This is a genomic window from Rhodoferax sp. GW822-FHT04A08 (genome assembly GCF_058801025.1).
The window spans coordinates 140,283-156,238 of record NZ_JBXAMW010000001.1; the positions used below are offsets into that span (position 1 = coordinate 140,283).

At 62.3% G+C, this 15,956-nt stretch carries 20 protein-coding genes; 11 read left to right on the plus strand and 9 right to left on the minus strand.

The window, feature by feature from the left end:
• Position 1 precedes the first annotated feature (1 nt).
• The 8 genes from AC1RMF_RS00670 (at position 2) to AC1RMF_RS00705 (ending at position 5,867) form a co-directional block, all read left to right on the plus strand.
• Complete coding sequence (locus AC1RMF_RS00670; RefSeq protein ID WP_493138752.1) at positions 2 to 733, plus strand: alpha/beta fold hydrolase; 732 nt, start codon at positions 2 to 4, stop codon at positions 731 to 733.
• Positions 730 to 1,170, plus strand: a complete 441-nt coding sequence (locus AC1RMF_RS00675) for a nuclear transport factor 2 family protein (protein WP_493138754.1) — start codon at positions 730 to 732, stop codon at positions 1,168 to 1,170. Before AC1RMF_RS00670 ends, AC1RMF_RS00675 begins: the two co-directional genes overlap by 4 nt.
• Before the next feature lie 176 nt (positions 1,171 to 1,346).
• Positions 1,347 to 2,153 (plus strand): phytanoyl-CoA dioxygenase family protein, encoded by an 807-nt coding sequence (locus AC1RMF_RS00680; protein WP_493138756.1) that lies wholly within the window; start codon positions 1,347 to 1,349, stop codon positions 2,151 to 2,153.
• A 57-nt stretch (positions 2,154 to 2,210) separates the two neighbouring features.
• A complete protein-coding gene (locus AC1RMF_RS00685; protein WP_493138758.1) occupies positions 2,211 to 2,987 on the plus strand; it encodes a GntR family transcriptional regulator in 777 nt (258 codons plus the stop codon).
• Complete coding sequence (locus AC1RMF_RS00690) at positions 2,984 to 3,784, plus strand: transporter substrate-binding domain-containing protein (RefSeq protein WP_493138760.1); 801 nt, start codon at positions 2,984 to 2,986, stop codon at positions 3,782 to 3,784. Before AC1RMF_RS00685 ends, AC1RMF_RS00690 begins: the two co-directional genes overlap by 4 nt.
• A 24-nt stretch (positions 3,785 to 3,808) precedes the next feature.
• Positions 3,809 to 4,492, plus strand: a complete 684-nt coding sequence (locus AC1RMF_RS00695; protein WP_493138762.1) for an amino acid ABC transporter permease — start codon at positions 3,809 to 3,811, stop codon at positions 4,490 to 4,492.
• 3 nt (positions 4,493 to 4,495) lie between these two features.
• On the plus strand, positions 4,496 to 5,146 hold the full coding sequence (locus AC1RMF_RS00700; protein ID WP_493138764.1) for an amino acid ABC transporter permease: 651 nt from the start codon (positions 4,496 to 4,498) through the stop codon (positions 5,144 to 5,146).
• A complete protein-coding gene (locus AC1RMF_RS00705; RefSeq protein WP_493138766.1) occupies positions 5,133 to 5,867 on the plus strand; it encodes an amino acid ABC transporter ATP-binding protein in 735 nt (244 codons plus the stop codon). The genes AC1RMF_RS00700 and AC1RMF_RS00705 overlap by 14 nt, the downstream gene beginning before the upstream one ends.
• Positions 5,868 to 5,887: 20 nt before the next feature.
• Here AC1RMF_RS00705 and kynA read toward each other — a convergent pair whose 3' ends face one another.
• The 6 genes from kynA to AC1RMF_RS00735 form a co-directional block, all read right to left on the minus strand.
• Positions 5,888 to 6,754 (minus strand): tryptophan 2,3-dioxygenase, encoded by an 867-nt coding sequence (gene kynA, locus AC1RMF_RS00710; RefSeq protein WP_493139908.1) that lies wholly within the window; start codon positions 6,752 to 6,754, stop codon positions 5,888 to 5,890.
• Positions 6,755 to 6,783: 29 nt separating this feature from the next.
• A complete protein-coding gene (kynU, locus tag AC1RMF_RS00715; protein WP_493138768.1) occupies positions 6,784 to 8,073 on the minus strand; it encodes a kynureninase in 1,290 nt (429 codons plus the stop codon).
• 102 nt (positions 8,074 to 8,175) lie between these two features.
• Positions 8,176 to 8,490, minus strand: coding sequence for a YkgJ family cysteine cluster protein (locus AC1RMF_RS00720; RefSeq protein ID WP_342618065.1), 315 nt, complete (start codon positions 8,488 to 8,490; stop codon positions 8,176 to 8,178).
• A complete protein-coding gene (locus tag AC1RMF_RS00725; RefSeq protein WP_493138770.1) occupies positions 8,487 to 8,903 on the minus strand; it encodes a VOC family protein in 417 nt (138 codons plus the stop codon). Before AC1RMF_RS00725 ends, AC1RMF_RS00720 begins: the two co-directional genes overlap by 4 nt.
• 10 nt (positions 8,904 to 8,913) lie before the next feature.
• Complete coding sequence (gene argF / locus AC1RMF_RS00730) at positions 8,914 to 9,885, minus strand: ornithine carbamoyltransferase (protein WP_342618063.1); 972 nt, start codon at positions 9,883 to 9,885, stop codon at positions 8,914 to 8,916.
• Positions 9,882 to 11,102, minus strand: a complete 1,221-nt coding sequence (locus AC1RMF_RS00735; RefSeq protein ID WP_493138772.1) for an aspartate aminotransferase family protein — start codon at positions 11,100 to 11,102, stop codon at positions 9,882 to 9,884. The genes argF and AC1RMF_RS00735 overlap by 4 nt, the downstream gene beginning before the upstream one ends.
• A 227-nt stretch (positions 11,103 to 11,329) precedes the next feature.
• On the opposite strand from AC1RMF_RS00735, the gene AC1RMF_RS00740 reads away from it, so the two are divergent.
• Positions 11,330 to 11,644 carry a DUF3579 domain-containing protein gene (locus AC1RMF_RS00740; RefSeq protein WP_342621167.1) on the plus strand — a complete coding sequence of 105 codons (315 nt, stop codon included), beginning with the start codon at positions 11,330 to 11,332 and terminating at the stop codon, positions 11,642 to 11,644.
• Positions 11,645 to 11,845: 201 nt separating this feature from the next.
• Here the strand turns inward: AC1RMF_RS00740 and rpsT are convergent, their stop codons facing one another.
• Positions 11,846 to 12,145, minus strand: a complete 300-nt coding sequence (gene rpsT / locus AC1RMF_RS00745) for a 30S ribosomal protein S20 (RefSeq protein ID WP_105261031.1) — start codon at positions 12,143 to 12,145, stop codon at positions 11,846 to 11,848.
• Positions 12,146 to 12,234: 89 nt separating this feature from the next.
• Between rpsT and murJ the strand changes: the two genes are divergently transcribed.
• Entirely contained in the window at positions 12,235 to 13,821 is a 1,587-nt protein-coding gene (gene murJ / locus AC1RMF_RS00750; protein ID WP_493138774.1) for a murein biosynthesis integral membrane protein MurJ, read from the plus strand.
• A 31-nt stretch (positions 13,822 to 13,852) separates the two neighbouring features.
• Positions 13,853 to 14,704 (plus strand): SirB1 family protein, encoded by an 852-nt coding sequence (locus AC1RMF_RS00755; protein ID WP_342618060.1) that lies wholly within the window; start codon positions 13,853 to 13,855, stop codon positions 14,702 to 14,704.
• Here AC1RMF_RS00755 and AC1RMF_RS00760 read toward each other — a convergent pair.
• Both AC1RMF_RS00760 and AC1RMF_RS00765 read right to left on the minus strand, forming a co-directional pair.
• Positions 14,701 to 15,675: a GlxA family transcriptional regulator gene (locus AC1RMF_RS00760; protein ID WP_493138776.1), complete on the minus strand. Its 975-nt coding sequence runs from the start codon at positions 15,673 to 15,675 to the stop codon at positions 14,701 to 14,703. The genes AC1RMF_RS00755 and AC1RMF_RS00760 overlap by 4 nt on opposite strands.
• A 2-nt stretch (positions 15,676 to 15,677) precedes the next feature.
• The gene (locus tag AC1RMF_RS00765) at positions 15,678 to 15,938 is read right to left on the minus strand and encodes a DUF1272 domain-containing protein (protein WP_493138778.1); all 261 of its coding nucleotides are present in this window, start codon (positions 15,936 to 15,938) and stop codon (positions 15,678 to 15,680) included.
• Positions 15,939 to 15,956 lie beyond the last annotated feature (18 nt).

Genomic DNA, 15,956 nt, shown 5'->3' on the forward strand with positions numbered 1-15,956 from the left:
CATGGCCAAAATGACTTTGGCCTTGTTGCCCGGTCTGATGTGCGATGCAGCAGTGTGGTCGCCGCTCTATCCCCATCTGGGGCGGACCGTTTCCCCCTGGGTGCCGGACTATGGCGATCTGGATGACCTGGGCGCCATGGCAGACCGCGTACTGCAGCAGGTGCCCAGCGAACGCTTTGCACTGGCGGGTCACTCCATGGGCGGCCGGGTGGCATTGGAAGTGGTGCGCAAGGCGCCGCACCGCGTCACCCACCTGGCGCTGATGGATACCGGCTACATGGCACGGCCCGCTGGCGCTGCGGGCGAGCAGGAGGCACAAAAACGCCATGCCTTGTTGCAGATTGCCAGAACCGAAGGCGTACGCGTCATGGCGCAGACCTGGGTGCAGGGCATGGTGCATCCGGCGCGGCTGCAGGACTCTGCGCTGCTGGAGAGTGTGCTGGCCATGTTTGCGCGCAAGACGGCTGACATCTTTGCCAGCCAGATTGCGGCCCTGTTGGCGCGTCCCGATGCATCGCCTGTGCTGAGTGCCTGGAACAAGCCGACGTTGCTCCTGTGTGGCGCCCAGGATGAATGGTCGCCCCCGACCCAGCATGCCGCCATGCAGGCGCTGCTACCCGATGCATTGCTGGCGGTGGTGGAACATGCCGGGCATATGGCGCCGATGGAGCGGCCGGTCGCGGTTGCACAGCGCTTGTCCGACTATCTGCAACGCGGGGAGGGCGGAGCATGACCACGCCCGAAGAGTTGGCAGCCCAAGCGCAATGCCGCGATATGGTGCTGCGTGCCGCCGAAGCCGTGGACGACGGTGATGCGCAAGCCTTTGCTGCCCTGTTTGCGCCGGATGGCGTACTGGTGCGACCGGACGGCAGCCATTTGCAGGGCCGTGTGGCCATCGCCCAGGTATATGCGTCGCGCGACCCGGACCGCCTGACCCAGCACCTGATCTGCAACCACCGGGTCACCGTGGACCTGGCTGCAGGAACCGCGGAGTCGTTTTGCAAGGTGCTGCTCTGGAGCGGGCGCCGGAGCGCAGAAGCCAGCGCCAAAGGACGTCCGGCAGACGCCGTGCAGCAGGTGGGCGAGATGCATGACCAGTTGCAACGCGATACGCAGGGAAGCTGGTTCATACAAAAACGCATTGCACGCTTCGTCCTTTACAGCAGCTGATCTTCGGAGTATTCCGTAAGGACTCAGGACGGCAAGGCACTCAGCGCCGTTCGTGTCCCCCGCCCTGCGGGCTCCTCCTTTACCTCACCGCGCTGACTGCCTTGCCGTCCTGAGTCAGCCAGCGTTGTTGGCATGCCGTCGGCCCAATCCACCGCGTTTTGCGGTGAAATAGCGGCATGACCCACCTCTACCAGCTTCCAGATTCCACAGTTGAGGATTACCAGCGCAATGGCGCCGTGGTGTTGCGCGGCGTTCTTTCCGCCGCGCAGGTTGCTCTGCTGACGCAAGGTATTGAACACAACCTGCAACACCTCAGTCCGTTGGCGCAGGTGGCCAGCAAGGCCGACGATCCCGGGCGCTTCATCGAGGACTTCTGCACCTGGCAAAGCAATGCTGCCTACGAACAGATCATGCGCAGTTCCGCCTTGCCGGAAGTGGCCAGGGCGCTGATGCGCAGCAGCAGCGTGCGCATCTACCACGACCACCTGCTGGTGAAGGAGCCCGGCACGCGCCAGCCCACGCCCTGGCACCAGGACCAGCCCTACTACAACGTCAGCGGTTGGCAGAACGTGAGCTTCTGGGTTCCGGTGGACCCGGTGCCGCTGGAGAGCACGTTGCGCTTTGTCGCCGGTTCCCATGCCGGCACCTGGTACATGCCGCGCACCTTCCGCGACAACCAGGCCAAGTGGTTCCCGGATGGAACGCTGGCCGAACTGCCGGCCATTGACGCTCATCCGGACCGCTACCACCAGTTGGGCTGGGCGCTGGAGCCAGGGGACGCGGTGGCGTTTCACATGCTCACCCTGCATGCCAGCGGCGGCGTCAGCCCGGCCCAGAGGCGGCGGGTGTTTTCGGCGCGCTACCTGGGTGACGATGCCCGCCATGCGGTGCGGCCCTGGCGCACCTCGCCGCCGTTTCCGGGCTTGAGTGAGCGCCTGCCCGATGGCGTGGCCATGGAGGATGCACTGTTTCCGTTGGTATGACAGGCTGAATGCACCAACTTGTATACCAGTGGCATGCGAATTGCATGAACTGGTGATATGACAAGTGCAACCGAAATCAGTGAACGCATCATCGAGGCCGTGATGGCCCAAAAACTCGCACCAGGCGCGCGCCTGGGCGAGCAGCAGTTGGCCATGCTATTTGACTGCAGCCGGACCATCGTGCGCGAGGCGCTGACGCGTCTGGCAGCACGCGGCATCGTCACCGTCAGCAGCCGACGCGGCTGGTACCTGATCGAACCCTCGCTGGATGAGGCGCGCGAAGCCTTCGAGGCAAGGCGCGTGATAGAGATGGGCCTGATCCGATGCACCACATCGGTGAGCAAACCGGCCATCAAGCTGCTCAAGAGCCACCTCGCCAAGGAAAAGGCCGCCATCAAGGGCGATGACGTGGGCTTGCGCAGCTTCCTGCTGGGGGACTTCCATGTCTGCCTGGCCGAATGCCTGGGCAACACCCTGTTGGCAGACACGCTGCGCGACTTCACGGCGCGCACCACCCTGATCGCCATGCTGTACCAGTCTTCCCACGACGCCGCGCACTCCTGCGCTGAGCATGCGGAGATCGTGGATGCACTAGAGCAGGGCGAGTGGGCCAAAGCGGAGCAGATCATGCAGCGCCATATCGGCAATGTGCAGGACGCCCTCAAGCTCAAGCCCCCGGGTGACGATCCTCTGGCCGAGCTGCGCAAGGCGCTGCAGCCGCTGAAGGAGGGGCAGGGTGGTAGTGGCACGCAAGCTGTGGCACAACCCTTGCATACAAGATCGGCATCCAAACCCTCTGACGATTCTTCTACCTATTTAAGGGCACTCTTATGAAATTGGTTCACGCTTCCAAACGCAACATCCTGCTGGCCATCGCTGCCACCTGCCTGCTGGGCAGCACCGCTGCACAGGCGCAGACTGCACTGGATGACATCCTGAAGTCCAAGGTGCTCAAGGTCGCCATTCAGACCGACTCCGCACCCTACGGTTTTGTGGGCACCGACCTCAAGCCCATCGGCCTGGACATCGACATGGCCAACTACATCGGCAAGAAGCTGGGTGTGTCCGTCGAATTGGTGACGGTGGTGAGTGCCAGCCGCATTCCGGCACTGCAAACCAAGAAGGCCGAGCTGGTGATTGCCACCTTGGGCAAGAACCCCGAGCGCGAGAAGGTGATCGATTTCACCGCGGCCTATTCGCCGTTTTTCCAGGCCGTGTTCGGTCCCAAGAGCGTGGCAGTAAAGAGCTTTGCTGATCTGGCTGGCAAGACCGTGGGCGCAACCCGTGGTGCCATGGAAGACCAGGAGCTCACCAAGCTCGCACCCTCGGGCACCGACATCAAGCGCTTTGAAGACAACAACGCCACAGTGGCTGCGTTTGCCTCGGGCCAGGTGCAGTTCGTGGCACTGGGTGCGTCGGTTGCGGCCAACATGATGGCCAAGAACCCTCAGTTGGCTGCGGAGTACAAGCTGCTGATCAAGGAAAGCCCCAACTTCATCGGTGTAGCCAAGGGCGAAGACAAGCTCAAGGCCAAGGTCAACGAGATCCTGGCCGAAGCCAAGAAGTCGGGCGAACTGGATGCGCTGTCCAAGAAGTGGCTGGGGCGTCCCGCTGGCGATCTGCCACTCTGATCCCGGTTACGGGACGCGGTGGCGATGAACATACAACTTGACTTCGCGGCAGTGCTCTCGGAGTGGCCGCTGCTGCTGACGGGCGTGGCCTGGACGCTGGCGCTCACCATTGCCTCGGTGGTCGTGGGCACACTGCTGGGCATAGGCTGTGCATGGGTGCGTGCGCGTGGCTTTGGTGCCGCGCTGGCACCGGCCTGGCTCAAGGCGCTGGTGGCAGCCTATGTGGAGCTGATCCGCAACACGCCGTTCATCGTGCAGTTGTTCTTCATCTTCTTCGGTTTGCCCGCAGCAGGCTTCAAGCTATCGGCCGAGACGGCCTCTTTCATTGCCATGGTGGTCAATCTGGGTGCCTATGCCACCGAGATCATCCGTGCCGGGCTGGAGGCCACGCCCAAGGGGCAGATCGAGGCTGCACAAAGCCTGGCTCTGTCCGGCAGGCAGACTTTTGTGTGGGTGGTGTTGCCACCTGCGCTCAAGAAGATCTGGCCCAGCCTGGTGAGCCAGATCATCATCGTGATGCTGGGCTCTTCGGTGTGCGGGCAAATCTCCACACAAGAGCTGAGCTACGCGGCTGACCTGATCCAGAGCCGCAACTTCCGCTCCTTCGAAGCCTTCATCGTGGTGGGTGTCATCTACCTGGTGTTGTCTGTGTTGATGCGCCATGTGCTCAATTGGGCCGGGGCCAAGTTTCTCTTTGGCAGGAGGTAGGCCATGGTTGAGTTTTCACTGTGGGACATCCTGCGCAACCTGCTGCTGGCCGTGCGCTGGACCGTGGGCCTCTCGTTGATTGCCTTCATCGGTGGTGGCTTGGTGGGCATGTTGTTGGTGTTGTTGCGTCAGAGCCGCTGGTCTGTGGTGAACAACCTCGTGGCCACCTATGTGCAGATCTTTCAGGGCGTGCCCCTGCTGGTGCAATTGTTCCTGGCCTATTACGGCCTGGGCCTGTTTGGCATCAACACATCCCCCTGGGTGGCAGCTGGCATGGGGCTCACGCTCTACACCAGTGCCTTTCTGTGCGAGATATGGCGCGGCTGCATCGCCTCCATCCCCAAGGGGCAGTGGGAGGCATCGGCCAGCCTGGCACTGAATTTTTACGAGCAGATGCGCTACATCGTCCAGCCGCAGGCGCTCAAGATTGCCGTGCCGCCCACCGTGGGTTTTCTGGTGCAGGTGATCAAGGGCACGGCCCTGGCCTCTGTCATCGGTTTCATGGAACTGACCAAGGTGGGCAAGACCATTGCCAATGCCACGTTCAGTCCGTTTCTTGTTTTTAGCGGTGTGGCGCTGATGTACTTCGTGCTGTGCTATCCCGTCAGCCTGTACGCCAAGCACCTGGAGAGGAAGATTCATGTCCATCGTTGAAATTGCCAGCCTACGCAAATCCTACGGCGCCAACGAGGTGCTCAAGGGCATAGACCTGCAGGTCACCAAGGGTGAAGTCATTGCCATCATCGGCAAGAGCGGCTCGGGCAAGAGCACGCTGCTGCGCTGTATCAATGGCCTGGAAGATTTCCAGAGTGGCACCCTGAGCGTGGACGGCAAGCCCTTGCTGCACCACAACGCTGCAGCCATGCGCGAGCTGCGCCAGCATGTGGGCATGGTGTTCCAGAGCTTCAACCTGTTCCCGCATCTGACGGTGGGAAAGAACATCATGCTGGCGCCCGGCCTGGTCAAGCACAAGGACGCCGCAGCCAATGAGGCGCAAGCGCGCAAGCTGCTGCAGCGTGTGGGCCTGGCCGAAAAGTTCGACGCCTATGGCGATCAGCTCTCGGGCGGGCAACAGCAGCGTGTGGCCATTGCCCGCGCCCTGGCCATGGAGCCGGCCGTGCTGCTGTGTGACGAAATCACCAGCGCGCTGGACCCAGAACTGGTGGGCGAGGTGCTGCGCGTGGTGGAGAGCCTGGCCGACGAAGGCATGACACTGCTGATGGTGACCCATGAGATGAACTTCGCCCGCAAGGTGGCAGACCGTGTCATCTTCATGCACCAGGGGCTTGTGCATGAAATGGGCAAGCCTGAAGACCTGTTTGCCAACCCCCAGACGCCGGAACTCAAGCAGTTCCTGGGCGCCTTGCACGCCTGAAGGGCGCGGCCCCAGACGATCTACAGGGCCGTGCGCAAGGTCCAGATTTCCGGGAACAGCACCACGTCCAGCATCTTGCGCAGGTAGCTTACGCCACCGGTGCCGCCGGAGCCACGTTTGAAGCCAATGACACGTTCCACCGTGGTCACATGGCGGAAGCGCCAAAGCCGGAATGCGTCTTCCAAGTCGGTGAGTTCCTCGCCCAGCTGGTACAGATCCCAATACTTCTCAGGTTGGCGATAGACCTGCAACCAAGCCAGCTCCACCTCGGAGCTGGCGCTGTAGGGCTGTGTCCAATCGCGTTCCAGGTGGCTCTGCGGCACGGCAATGCCGCGGCGCGCCAGCAGCTTGAGTGCCTCGTCGTACAGCGACGGTGCCTCATAGGCTGCCTGCACCGTGGCCAGCCGTTCCGCGCTGTGTGCATGGGGTTTGAGCATGGCGGCATTCTTGTTGCCCATGGCGAACTCGATGCAGCGGTACTGGTAGCTCTGGAAGCCGCTGCTCTGGCCCAGGTAGGGACGTATGGCGGAGTATTCGGGCGGCGTCATGGTGGCCAGCACATCCCAGGCGTGCACCAGTTGCTCCATGATCTTGGAGACGCGCGCCAGCATCTTGAAGGCGGGCGCCATCTGGTCGTTGGCAATGTTGCGCACGGCGCCGTGCAGCTCGTGCAGCATGAGCTTCATCCACAGCTCGCTGGTCTGGTGCTGCACGATGAAGAGCATTTCGTCATGCGCGGGTGACAGTGGATGCTGGGCACTCAGGATGGTATCAATGTGCAGGTAGTCGCCATAGCTCATGTTGTTGCTGAAGTCGAGCTGGGCCTTTTCTTCGGCAACGATCTGTTCGGTACGATGCGCACCGTCCTGGCCAGACGCACTGTGCATGGGGCAACCGGAAGGTATGTTGGTCATGGTCAGGTCACCGCATGTTTCTGGTTGAACGCAGGCTTTTGCCATTCACCGGTTTCCAGCACCTGGCGCAGGTGTTCGACCGCGTTCCATACATCTTCAAAGCCGATATAGAGCGGGGTGAAGCCAAAGCGCAGGATGTCCTTGTAGGCCGCTCCGTCACCAGCGCGGAAGTCGCCAATCACGCCACGGGCAATCAGGGCCTGCACGATGGCAAAGGCGCCGGAGCCACCCGGTGCGTGCTCACGCGTGAGGCAGACTTGCGAGCCCCGTTGTGCGTGGGCGCGGGGAGTGGCCAACCCCAGGCCGAAGCCTTGGCAGCGCTGCTCCACCAGTTCTATGAAGAGGTCGGTCAGTGCCAGTGATTTGGTGCGCAATGCTGCCATGCCGCCCAATGCTTCGGCCGCCTTGAAACCGTCCAGGCCGCATTCCAGCAGTGAGAGGCTGACCATGGGCTGCGTGCCGCACAGGTAGCGGGTGACGCCGGGTGCGGGCTGGTAGTCTGGCGTGAAGGCAAAGGGTGCCGCGTGGCCCCACCAGCCTGACAGCGGCTGCCAGAAGCGGTTGGCGTGCTTTGGGTTGACCCACAGGAAGGCTGGCGCGCCCGGACCGCCGTTGAGGTACTTGTAGCCGCAACCTACGGCGAAATCGGCGCCCGCGCCCAGCAGATCCACTGGCACCGCGCCCGCGCTGTGGGCCAGATCCCAGATCATGAGTGCGCCCGCAGCATGGGCCGCTGCGGTGACCGCGGCCATGTCGTGCATGGCACCGGTGCGGTAGTTCACATGGGTGAGCATGAGCACGGCCAGGTCGCTGGTGAGCGATGCGGCAATTTCCTCCGGCTCCACCAGCTTGAGGGTAAAGCCCTGGGCCTTGCACAGGCCCTCGGCAATGTAGAGGTCGGTGGGGAAGTTGCTGCGCTCGCTCACGATGACGCGGCGTTGCGGCGCATCCTGTTTGGCGATGGACACTGCGGCGGACAGCACCTTGTAGAGATTGATGGAGGTGGTGTCGGTGGCCACCACCTGGTCCGAGCCGGCACCGATCAGGGTGGCGATCTGGTTGCCCAGGCGCTGGGGCAGGGTGAACCAGCCCGCGGTGTTCCAGGAGCGGATCAGGTCGTGTCCCCATTCCTGGGTCACCACCTGGGCGGCACGTGCCGCGGCGGTTTTGGGCATGGCTCCCAGCGAATTGCCGTCCAGGTAGATCACGCCGGGTGGGATGGAAAACAGGTCGCGCAGGGAGCGCAGTGGGTTCGCAGCATCGCGCTGCTGGCAGTCTTGCAGAGTCATCATGGTGCTTCTCTTCGGGTGGTTGGTTGACGCGCAGCGAAGGTAACACCAGCGAAATTGGTGTGGTGTCGGCAATTTCCAACACCCTGCAAAAATAGTTTAGAACTAAAGTAAATCAGTCAAGGGAGGCAGGCCGCGCATGCGCCGTGCGCGCTGGCAGGCCTCACTGCCTTCCTCGAATTCGCGGCAGGGCGAGGGGCGCCATTCGTAGATGCCGCACAAGGCTTTTTCGCCCACCTTGCCACTGAGTGCGGCGCAGCGCGGGGGAGAATGGTCGGTGCCGCGCATGCGTGCCAAGCTGGCGGTGACCTCCACCGCCAGGCCTTCGGGCACGCTGCCGCCCATGTCCTCACGTTCGTACACGGAAAAATCCACCCGGAAACTGGCGCAGCAGGCTCCGCAGGTGGTGCAGGCGCTCATGCAGGTGAGTGGCAGACGGCTTCGATGTTGTTGCCGTCCGGATCGATGACAAAGGCGCCGTAGTAATTGGGGTGATAGTCCAGCCGCAGTCCCGGTGCACCGTTGTCGCGTCCACCGTGGGCCATGGCAGCTTGGTAGAAGGCGTCGACCGCGGCGCGGTTGGGTGCGGACCAGCAGAGATGGCAGCCGGTGGTGACGGGGTGACCGCCGTAAGGGGAGGGGCCGTCGGCAAACCAGGTATCGACCCGGTGCCCATGCGGTGTGTTGGCGTCGGGCGTGCCATAGCCCAGCATATTGCTGCCGCCGTAGTTGGCTTCCACCACCAGGGCGTAGCCCAGAGTCGCCAATGTTGGCGTGTAAAAGGCCTTGGTCCTGGCGATATCGCTCACGCGGAAGGTCATGTGGTCAATCATCGCCCGTCTCCTAGAGTTTGCCCAGCAGCAGGTATTCCATCAGGGCCTTTTGCACATGCATGCGGTTTTCGGCCTCGTCCCAGACCACGCTTTGCGGGCCATCGATGACTTCGGCCTCCACCTCTTCGCCGCGGTGGGCGGGCAGGCAGTGCATGAAGAGCGCGTCGGGTGCAGCCACCGACATCATCTTGCGATCCACACACCAGGCTGCAAAGGCCTTGCGGCGCACTTCGTTCTCCGCCTCATAGCCCATGCTGGTCCAGACATCGGTGGTGACCAGGTTGGCACCGGCGCAGGCTTCCATCGGGTCGCTGTAGGTCTTGTAGCTGCCCGAGCCCATGGAGGCCGGGGCGGCGGCGGTGATTTCGTTGACCTCGTAGCCGCTGGGCGTGCTTACGCGCAAATGGAAGCCCAGCAGGGCAGCGGCTTGGAGCCAGGTGTTGGCCATGTTGTTGCCGTCGCCCACCCAGGCCACCGTCTTGCCGGCAATCGGGCCACGGTGTTCGATGTAGGTGAAGATGTCCGCCAGGATCTGGCAGGGGTGGAACTCGTTGGTGAGACCGTTGATGACCGGCACGCGCGAGTGCGCTGCAAAGCGTTCGAGCTTGCTTTGTTCAAAGGTGCGGATCATCACGATGTCGGTCATGCGGCTGATGACCTTGGCGCTGTCTTCGATGGGCTCGGAGCGGCCCAGTTGGCTGTCGCCGGTGGTCAGGTGCACCACGCTGCCGCCGAGCTGGTACATGCCCGCCTCGAAGCTCACGCGGGTGCGGGTGGAGGCCTTCTCGAAAATCATGGCCAGGGTGCGGTCCACCAGGGGCTGGTGGCGCTGGAAGGTCTTGAACTTGGCTTTGATGAATGCGGCACGCTCCAGCAGGTACAAGGTTTCTTCGGTCGTGAAGTCGGTGAACTGCAGGTAGTGCCGTACGGGTGGTGCACCTTGCGGCAAGGTGCTGGGTACCACGGGCTTGTGTGTGCTCATGCTTCTTCTTTCAGAAAGGCTGCAATCAGCGGGCAAAGGATGGCGGCAATCTGGTCCGCCTCGGCTGTGCTCAGAATGAGTGAGGGCACCAGACGCACCACGCTGTCAGCCGTGACGCTGATCAGCAGGCCGGCCTCCAGTGCGCGTTGGGTCAGGGCGCCACAGGGCTTGGACAGGTCGACGCCCAGCATCAGGCCCTGGCCGCGCACTTCACGCACGGCACCGCTGGCGAGCTCGGCCGCCAGCCCTTTTTCCAGTGCCGCCTTGAGGTGTGCGCCCACGCGCTCAGCGTTGGCCAGCAGGCCTTCTTCTTCCATGATGCGAATGGTTTCCACCCCGGCGCGCATGGCCAATGGGTTGCCACCAAAAGTGCTGCCGTGGTTGCCTGGCTGGAAGATGGTGGCGGCCCTGGGGCCCACCACCACGGCGCCCACTGGCACGCCCGAACCCAGGCCCTTGGCCAGCGGCATGACGTCGGGCTTGATGCCCGCCCATTGGTGGGCAAACCATTTTCCGGTGCGGCCCATGCCGCACTGCACTTCGTCGATCATCAGCAGCCAGTCTTTTGCGTCGCACAGCGCGCGCACATCGCGCAGGTAGTCCATATGCATGGGATTGACGCCGCCTTCACCCTGGATGGCTTCCATGAACACGGCCACGACGTTGGGGTTGCCGGTGGTCGCAGCCTTGAGTGCTTCGATGCTGTTGACCGGCACGCGGATGAAACCTTCGACCAGCGGCCCAAAGCCCGCCTGCACCTTGGGGTTGCCGGTAGCGCTCAATGTGGCAATGGAGCGGCCATGGAAGGCTTTTTCGTAAACCACGATTTCGGGGCGTTCAATGCCTTTGTCGTGGCCGAACTTGCGCGCCAGCTTGAGCGCGGCTTCATTGGCTTCCAGGCCGGTGGAGCAGAAGAACACATTGGTCATGCCGGAGCGCTCGACCAACAAGCTGGCCAGTTGCTCCTGCAGAGGGATGTGATAGTAGTTGGAGGTGTGAATCAGCTTGGTCACCTGGTCTTGCAGCGCCGCCACCAGCTTGGGGTGGTTGTGGCCCACGGTATTGACGGCAATGCCGCCCAAGCCGTCCAGGTACTCTCGCCCATTGGTGTCCCAGACGCGGCAGCCCTGGCCGTGCGACAAGGCAACAGGCAGGCGGCCATAGGTGTTCATCACGTGGGGTGAACTGGGAACGGACGGGGACTTTTCGCTAGACATGCTTTCACTCCGGACTGGTAGAAAAAACTTCGGCCCAACGCAGGTTGGGCCGTTGAACGCTGATTTTAGGCGCATATGCACGTCACCTTCACGGCAACACAGGGCACCATCACGGTGCCTATTTTTTACCTGGCTGTTGTCAGAGGTGTGACAGATGAAAGGGTAGAATTCTTGTGCGCTGCAACACCTGTGTGCTCACGTACAAGCGCCAGCGCTTCATTACCGATATGGATTCCTCTTCCGCCAAAAAACTCTACATCCTGGGTGTGACCAACCAGGGCAAGACCTTCAGACCCAGCGACTGGGCTGAGCGTCTGGCCGGGGTGATGAGTCAGTTCCGACCCGGTGGAGCGCGGCCCGGTAGCCATATCGCTTATTCCCCCTGGTGCGTCCCCACCTCGATTGGCAACACCAAATGCGTCATCGTGCACAGCGAGCTGCGCGACCACAACGTGATGGCCTGGGACTTTTGCGTGCACTTTGCCCGTGACAATGATCTGCAGGTGAGCGAAACCCGTCCAGAGCCTCCCGAAAGGAAATAGCCCCCACGGTCGCCCACTGCGTGTGGCTTCCTGCCCCCCAAGGGGGCCGCATTTGCCTTGGGGCGGCCCGGCGGCAAATTTCCGGCGTCAACCCCGGTCGCCCACAAAAAAGCCGCTCCGAGGAGCGGCTTTTTGCTTTGTTGACAGCGCACCCGTTACAAACGGCAGACCCCAGAAGGGTCCGTGCGAATGCCTAAGTGATTAGGCGGCGAGTGCCAAGGCTTTCACCTTGGTAGCCAGACGGCTCTTGTCGCGAGCTGCCTTGTTCTTGTGGAAGATGCCCTTGTCGGCCACGGTGTCCACCACGGCTTGCATCTTGGCAAACAGTTCACCGGCCTTGGTCTTGTCACCAGCCAGAACTGCCTTTTCCACATTCTTTACCGCGGTGCGGTATTTGGAACGCAGGGAGGTGTTCGCTGCGTTGATCTTGACGTCCTGACGGACGCGCTTACGGCCCGACGCCAGGCGCGGGTTCTTTTTCTTGGGTTTTCCAGATGCCATATAAGTAATTCCTTGTGTCTGAGGATGTTGTCAGCAAAGCCCGCGATTGTACCACCCGGTTACAACCCAGGCAAACTGGCCTTGGGGGCATGGGCGCTACACTCGGCCCGGTGAGCCTAATCAAATCTGCATCTACTGTATCCCTGCTGACGCTGGCATCCCGCATAACCGGCCTGGTTCGCGAACTGTTGGTGGCATCCACTTTCGGTGCCAGCGCCATGACCGACGCCTTCAACGTGGCGTTCCGCATCCCCAACCTGTTTCGCCGCCTGTTCGCCGAAGGCGCCTTCAGCCAGGCCTTTGTGCCGGTGCTGGCTGCCAGCAAGGCCCAGCACGGGGATGACGCAACAAGGCTGCTGATCAACCATGTGGCGACCTTGCTGGCCTGGACGCTGCTGCTGACTTGTGTGCTGGGCGTTCTGGCGGCTCCGGTGCTGGTGTGGCTGATGGCCAGCGGCTTGCAGCAAAACGCGCATGGATACGACACGGCGGTATTCATGACCCGCTTCATGTTCCCCTACATCGGGTTCATGTCGCTGGTGGCGCTGTCTTCCGGCGTGCTCAATACCTGGAAGCGCTTTGCCGTCTCAGCGGCAACGCCGGTGTTGCTCAATTTCTCCATGATTTCCGCCGCCTGGTGGCTGGCTCCTTGGTTCAAGACCAAGGGAATCGAACCGATTTACGCCATGGGCGTTGGCGTCATGATCGGGGGCGTGCTGCAATTGGCGGTACAGATCCCGGCGCTGCACAGGCTCAACCTGCTGCCGCGCATTGGCTTGACTTGGCAAAGCGTGAAGGTCTCCATAGCCGATCCCGGTACCCGGCGCATTGGCAAACTGATGATGCCTGCCTTGCTGGGCGTCAGCGTGGCGCAGATTTCCCTGCTCATCAACACCCAGATCGCTTCACACTTGCCTACTGGCAGCGTGAGCTGGCTGACCTATGCGGACCGGTTGATGGAGTTCCCCACGGCCATGTTGGGCGTGGCTCTGGGCGTGGTGCTGATGCCTCAATTGGCTGCAGCCAGGGCGTCCGGTGACATGCAGCGCTATTCCGCCTTTCTGGATTGGGGGCTGCGCATCGTGGTGGTGTTGTCGGCTCCCTCGGCCATCGGGTTGCTGATTTTTGCCAAGCCGCTGGTGGCGGTCTTGTACCACTACGGCGCCTTTACCGCGGATGACGTGCAACAGACAACCCTGGCGCTGATGGGTTACGCTGCAGGCCTGCTGGGACTGGTGGCCATCAAGGTGCTGGCGCCAGGCTACTACGCCAGCCAGGACATCAAGACGCCGGTACGTATCGCCGTGGCCATTCTGGTGCTCACCCAGGTCATGAATGTGGTTTTGGTGCCTCTGTACCACGTTGCAGGCTTGTCCCTTTCCATTGGTCTTGCGGCTATGCTCAATGCGGGGCTGCTGTTGACGGGCTTGATCCGCCGCGGTACCTTTAAGCCGGAGCCCGGTTGGGGACGGTTTTTGTTGCAGGTGCTGGCTGGCAGTGCGCTGTTGGTGGTTTACCTGCTGTGGGCAGCCAACAGTGTGGACTGGATCGCGTTGCGAAGTGAAAGTTTCAAACGCATCGTATTGCTGGCAGCGACACTGGTGGGTGCGGTGCTGGTGTACCTGGGTGCGGTGTGGGCTGCAGGCTTGAATCCACGCCAGTTTTTGCGTCGGTAGCCAAGAAGGGGATGCAGAGGCAAACATGGTTATGAACCTTTCATACGATGTGCCATCGCCGTTGGATTACTTTGCCAATCTGGTGCAGAGCGACGCCAACTTTGCCCTTTTTGAGGCAGCTGTCAGTCTGGCGCAGGACGAATACCCGGAGCTGGACGTCCAGACCGTTCTGGGCGAGGTGGATCATCTGCTGGAGCGGCTGCGCAGGCGTTTGCCAGCGGACGCGGGCCAGCTGCACAAGTTGCGCATCCTCAACCATTTCTTCTTCCAGGACTTGCGCTTTGGCGGCAATGTCAACAACTACTACGATCCTGACAACAGCTTTGTCCATACGCTGCTGCGCACGCGCCGTGGCATTCCCATCTCCCTGGGGCTGCTGTGGATGGAGCTGGCGCAAGGGCTGGGCCTGTCCGTGCGGGGCGTGGGCTTTCCCGGCCATTTCATGGTGAAAATCAACCTGCCTTTGGGCCAAGCCGTGATTGACCCCATGACCGGGCAGTCGCTAAGCCGCGAACAGCTGGCTGAGCGGCTGGAACCGTTCCGCCAGCAGGATGAATCACTGGAGGACATGGACGTGCCGCTGGGTCTGTACCTGCAGAGCGCGCCGCCGCGCGACATCATTGCCCGCATGCTGCGTAACCTCAAGGAGATCTACCGCACCCAGGAGGACTGGCCGCGCATGCTGGCCGTGATGGAGCGGCTGATTGTGTTGCTGCCCGAGGCCTGGGCCGAGTACCGTGATCGCGGACTGGCACACGCCGAAATGGGCAATACCGAGCAGGCGCTGGCTGACCTGGAGTGCTATCTGGTCAACACGGACGATCTGGTGGACGTCAACGCCATTGCCGACCGGGTCGACGAGCTACGGCGCGACGAAGGCTAAGCCTGGTGTTGTGAGGGCGTGCCGTGCACGCCAAACTGGCGCCAGGCCCGGCGCAACTGGGTATCCGAGCCAAATCCGGCCATTTCTGCCGCCTGCGTGACATTGCGACCGCTGCGCAACGCACTCTGCGCCACCGCCAGACGTATCTGCCTGAGATAGGCCAGGGGAGCGACCTGCGCATGCTCCACAAACAGGCGGGTCAAATGCCGAGGTGAAGTGTGGGCAATATGGGCCATGGCTTCCAGATTCCAATCGTTGGCCGGCGCACTGCCAATGGCGTCCTGCACCCGGTGCAGCGCGGGGTGCAGGTGGTTGCGATAGGACAGAAACGGCGACAGCTCAGGGTCTTGCGGCCCGCGCCGCATCGCCACCACCATGGTTTGTGCCACCTGCGCGGCAAGCGCCGGCCCGCACAGGGCGCCGATGCGATGCAGCACCAGATCGATCCCGGTGGTGACTCCCGCACTGCTGAAAACCGGTGCGTCCTCCACAAACACCCGGTTGCTCACCACTTGGCATGCGGGGGCAACGGACTGCAGTTCTTCCAGATGCTGGTGGTGTGTGGTGGCACGTCGCCCGTTCAGCAGACCGGCATGCGCCGCCAGCACAGTGCCGGCACAGATGGCGAGAAGCTCCAGTGTGCCGTTTTGCAGCCTCAAGCCACTGAGCCATTCCAGCGCGCTGCGCATGGCTGGGCTTTCCACGTCAATGAAGGGGCCTGGCTGCCCCACCACGACCACCCAGGTCGGCAAGGGCAGGGCGGCAGGCAGTGGTTCCAGTCCGGCAATGGCAACGCCTACCGAGCTCATGGTCTGCGGCAACGGGCTGACATAGCGCAAACGAAATGGCTCCGCCTGACCCTGGGCCAGCAGGATGTCGTTGGCAATGCGAAGCGCTTCTGCCGGACCGGCCCAATCCAGGATCAGGCTCTCGGGCAACAGCAGGAACACTACCTCGCGGGCCTGGGCCATGCTCACCTCGTTGTGCCCGCAAGATGCTCACGCAAGCCGGCCTGGAACACCCGCTGCGTTGACGCCGGGTTGTTGGCCAGTTTTGCCTCTGGTCGGCGTGGCCTTTGCAGCAGTTCGCCGCCGCAGTTGGGGCAGCTGCCATGCAGCAGCGTGTCCGCACATTTGGCGCAGAAGGTGCATTCGAAGGTGCAGATGCGCGCCTGCTCGGAGCCTGGGCCCAGATCAGCGTCGCAGCATTCGCAGTTGGGTCGCAGTTCCAGCATGAGGGTTCCTTGGCTGTA

Bases quoted from the DNA above. Each gene is read 5' to 3' on its own strand.
- AC1RMF_RS00670 (WP_493138752.1), top strand. From the start codon at position 2: ATGGCCAAAATGACTTTGGCCTTGTTGCCCGGTCTGATGTGCGATGCA.
- AC1RMF_RS00675 (WP_493138754.1), top strand. From the start codon at position 730: ATGACCACGCCCGAAGAGTTGGCAGCCCAAGCGCAATGCCGCGATATG.
- AC1RMF_RS00680 (WP_493138756.1), top strand. From the start codon at position 1,347: ATGACCCACCTCTACCAGCTTCCAGATTCCACAGTTGAGGATTACCAG.
- AC1RMF_RS00685 (WP_493138758.1), top strand. From the start codon at position 2,211: ATGACAAGTGCAACCGAAATCAGTGAACGCATCATCGAGGCCGTGATG.
- AC1RMF_RS00690 (WP_493138760.1), top strand. From the start codon at position 2,984: ATGAAATTGGTTCACGCTTCCAAACGCAACATCCTGCTGGCCATCGCT.
- AC1RMF_RS00695 (WP_493138762.1), top strand. From the start codon at position 3,809: ATGAACATACAACTTGACTTCGCGGCAGTGCTCTCGGAGTGGCCGCTG.
- AC1RMF_RS00700 (WP_493138764.1), top strand. From the start codon at position 4,496: ATGGTTGAGTTTTCACTGTGGGACATCCTGCGCAACCTGCTGCTGGCC.
- AC1RMF_RS00705 (WP_493138766.1), top strand. From the start codon at position 5,133: ATGTCCATCGTTGAAATTGCCAGCCTACGCAAATCCTACGGCGCCAAC.
- kynA (WP_493139908.1), bottom strand. From the start codon at position 6,754: ATGCACAGTGCGTCTGGCCAGGACGGTGCGCATCGTACCGAACAGATC.
- kynU (WP_493138768.1), bottom strand. From the start codon at position 8,073: ATGATGACTCTGCAAGACTGCCAGCAGCGCGATGCTGCGAACCCACTG.
- AC1RMF_RS00720 (WP_342618065.1), bottom strand. From the start codon at position 8,490: ATGAGCGCCTGCACCACCTGCGGAGCCTGCTGCGCCAGTTTCCGGGTG.
- AC1RMF_RS00725 (WP_493138770.1), bottom strand. From the start codon at position 8,903: ATGATTGACCACATGACCTTCCGCGTGAGCGATATCGCCAGGACCAAG.
- argF (WP_342618063.1), bottom strand. From the start codon at position 9,885: ATGAGCACACACAAGCCCGTGGTACCCAGCACCTTGCCGCAAGGTGCA.
- AC1RMF_RS00735 (WP_493138772.1), bottom strand. From the start codon at position 11,102: ATGTCTAGCGAAAAGTCCCCGTCCGTTCCCAGTTCACCCCACGTGATG.
- AC1RMF_RS00740 (WP_342621167.1), top strand. From the start codon at position 11,330: ATGGATTCCTCTTCCGCCAAAAAACTCTACATCCTGGGTGTGACCAAC.
- rpsT (WP_105261031.1), bottom strand. From the start codon at position 12,145: ATGGCATCTGGAAAACCCAAGAAAAAGAACCCGCGCCTGGCGTCGGGC.
- murJ (WP_493138774.1), top strand. From the start codon at position 12,235: ATGGGCGCTACACTCGGCCCGGTGAGCCTAATCAAATCTGCATCTACT.
- AC1RMF_RS00755 (WP_342618060.1), top strand. From the start codon at position 13,853: ATGAACCTTTCATACGATGTGCCATCGCCGTTGGATTACTTTGCCAAT.
- AC1RMF_RS00760 (WP_493138776.1), bottom strand. From the start codon at position 15,675: ATGGCCCAGGCCCGCGAGGTAGTGTTCCTGCTGTTGCCCGAGAGCCTG.
- AC1RMF_RS00765 (WP_493138778.1), bottom strand. From the start codon at position 15,938: ATGCTGGAACTGCGACCCAACTGCGAATGCTGCGACGCTGATCTGGGC.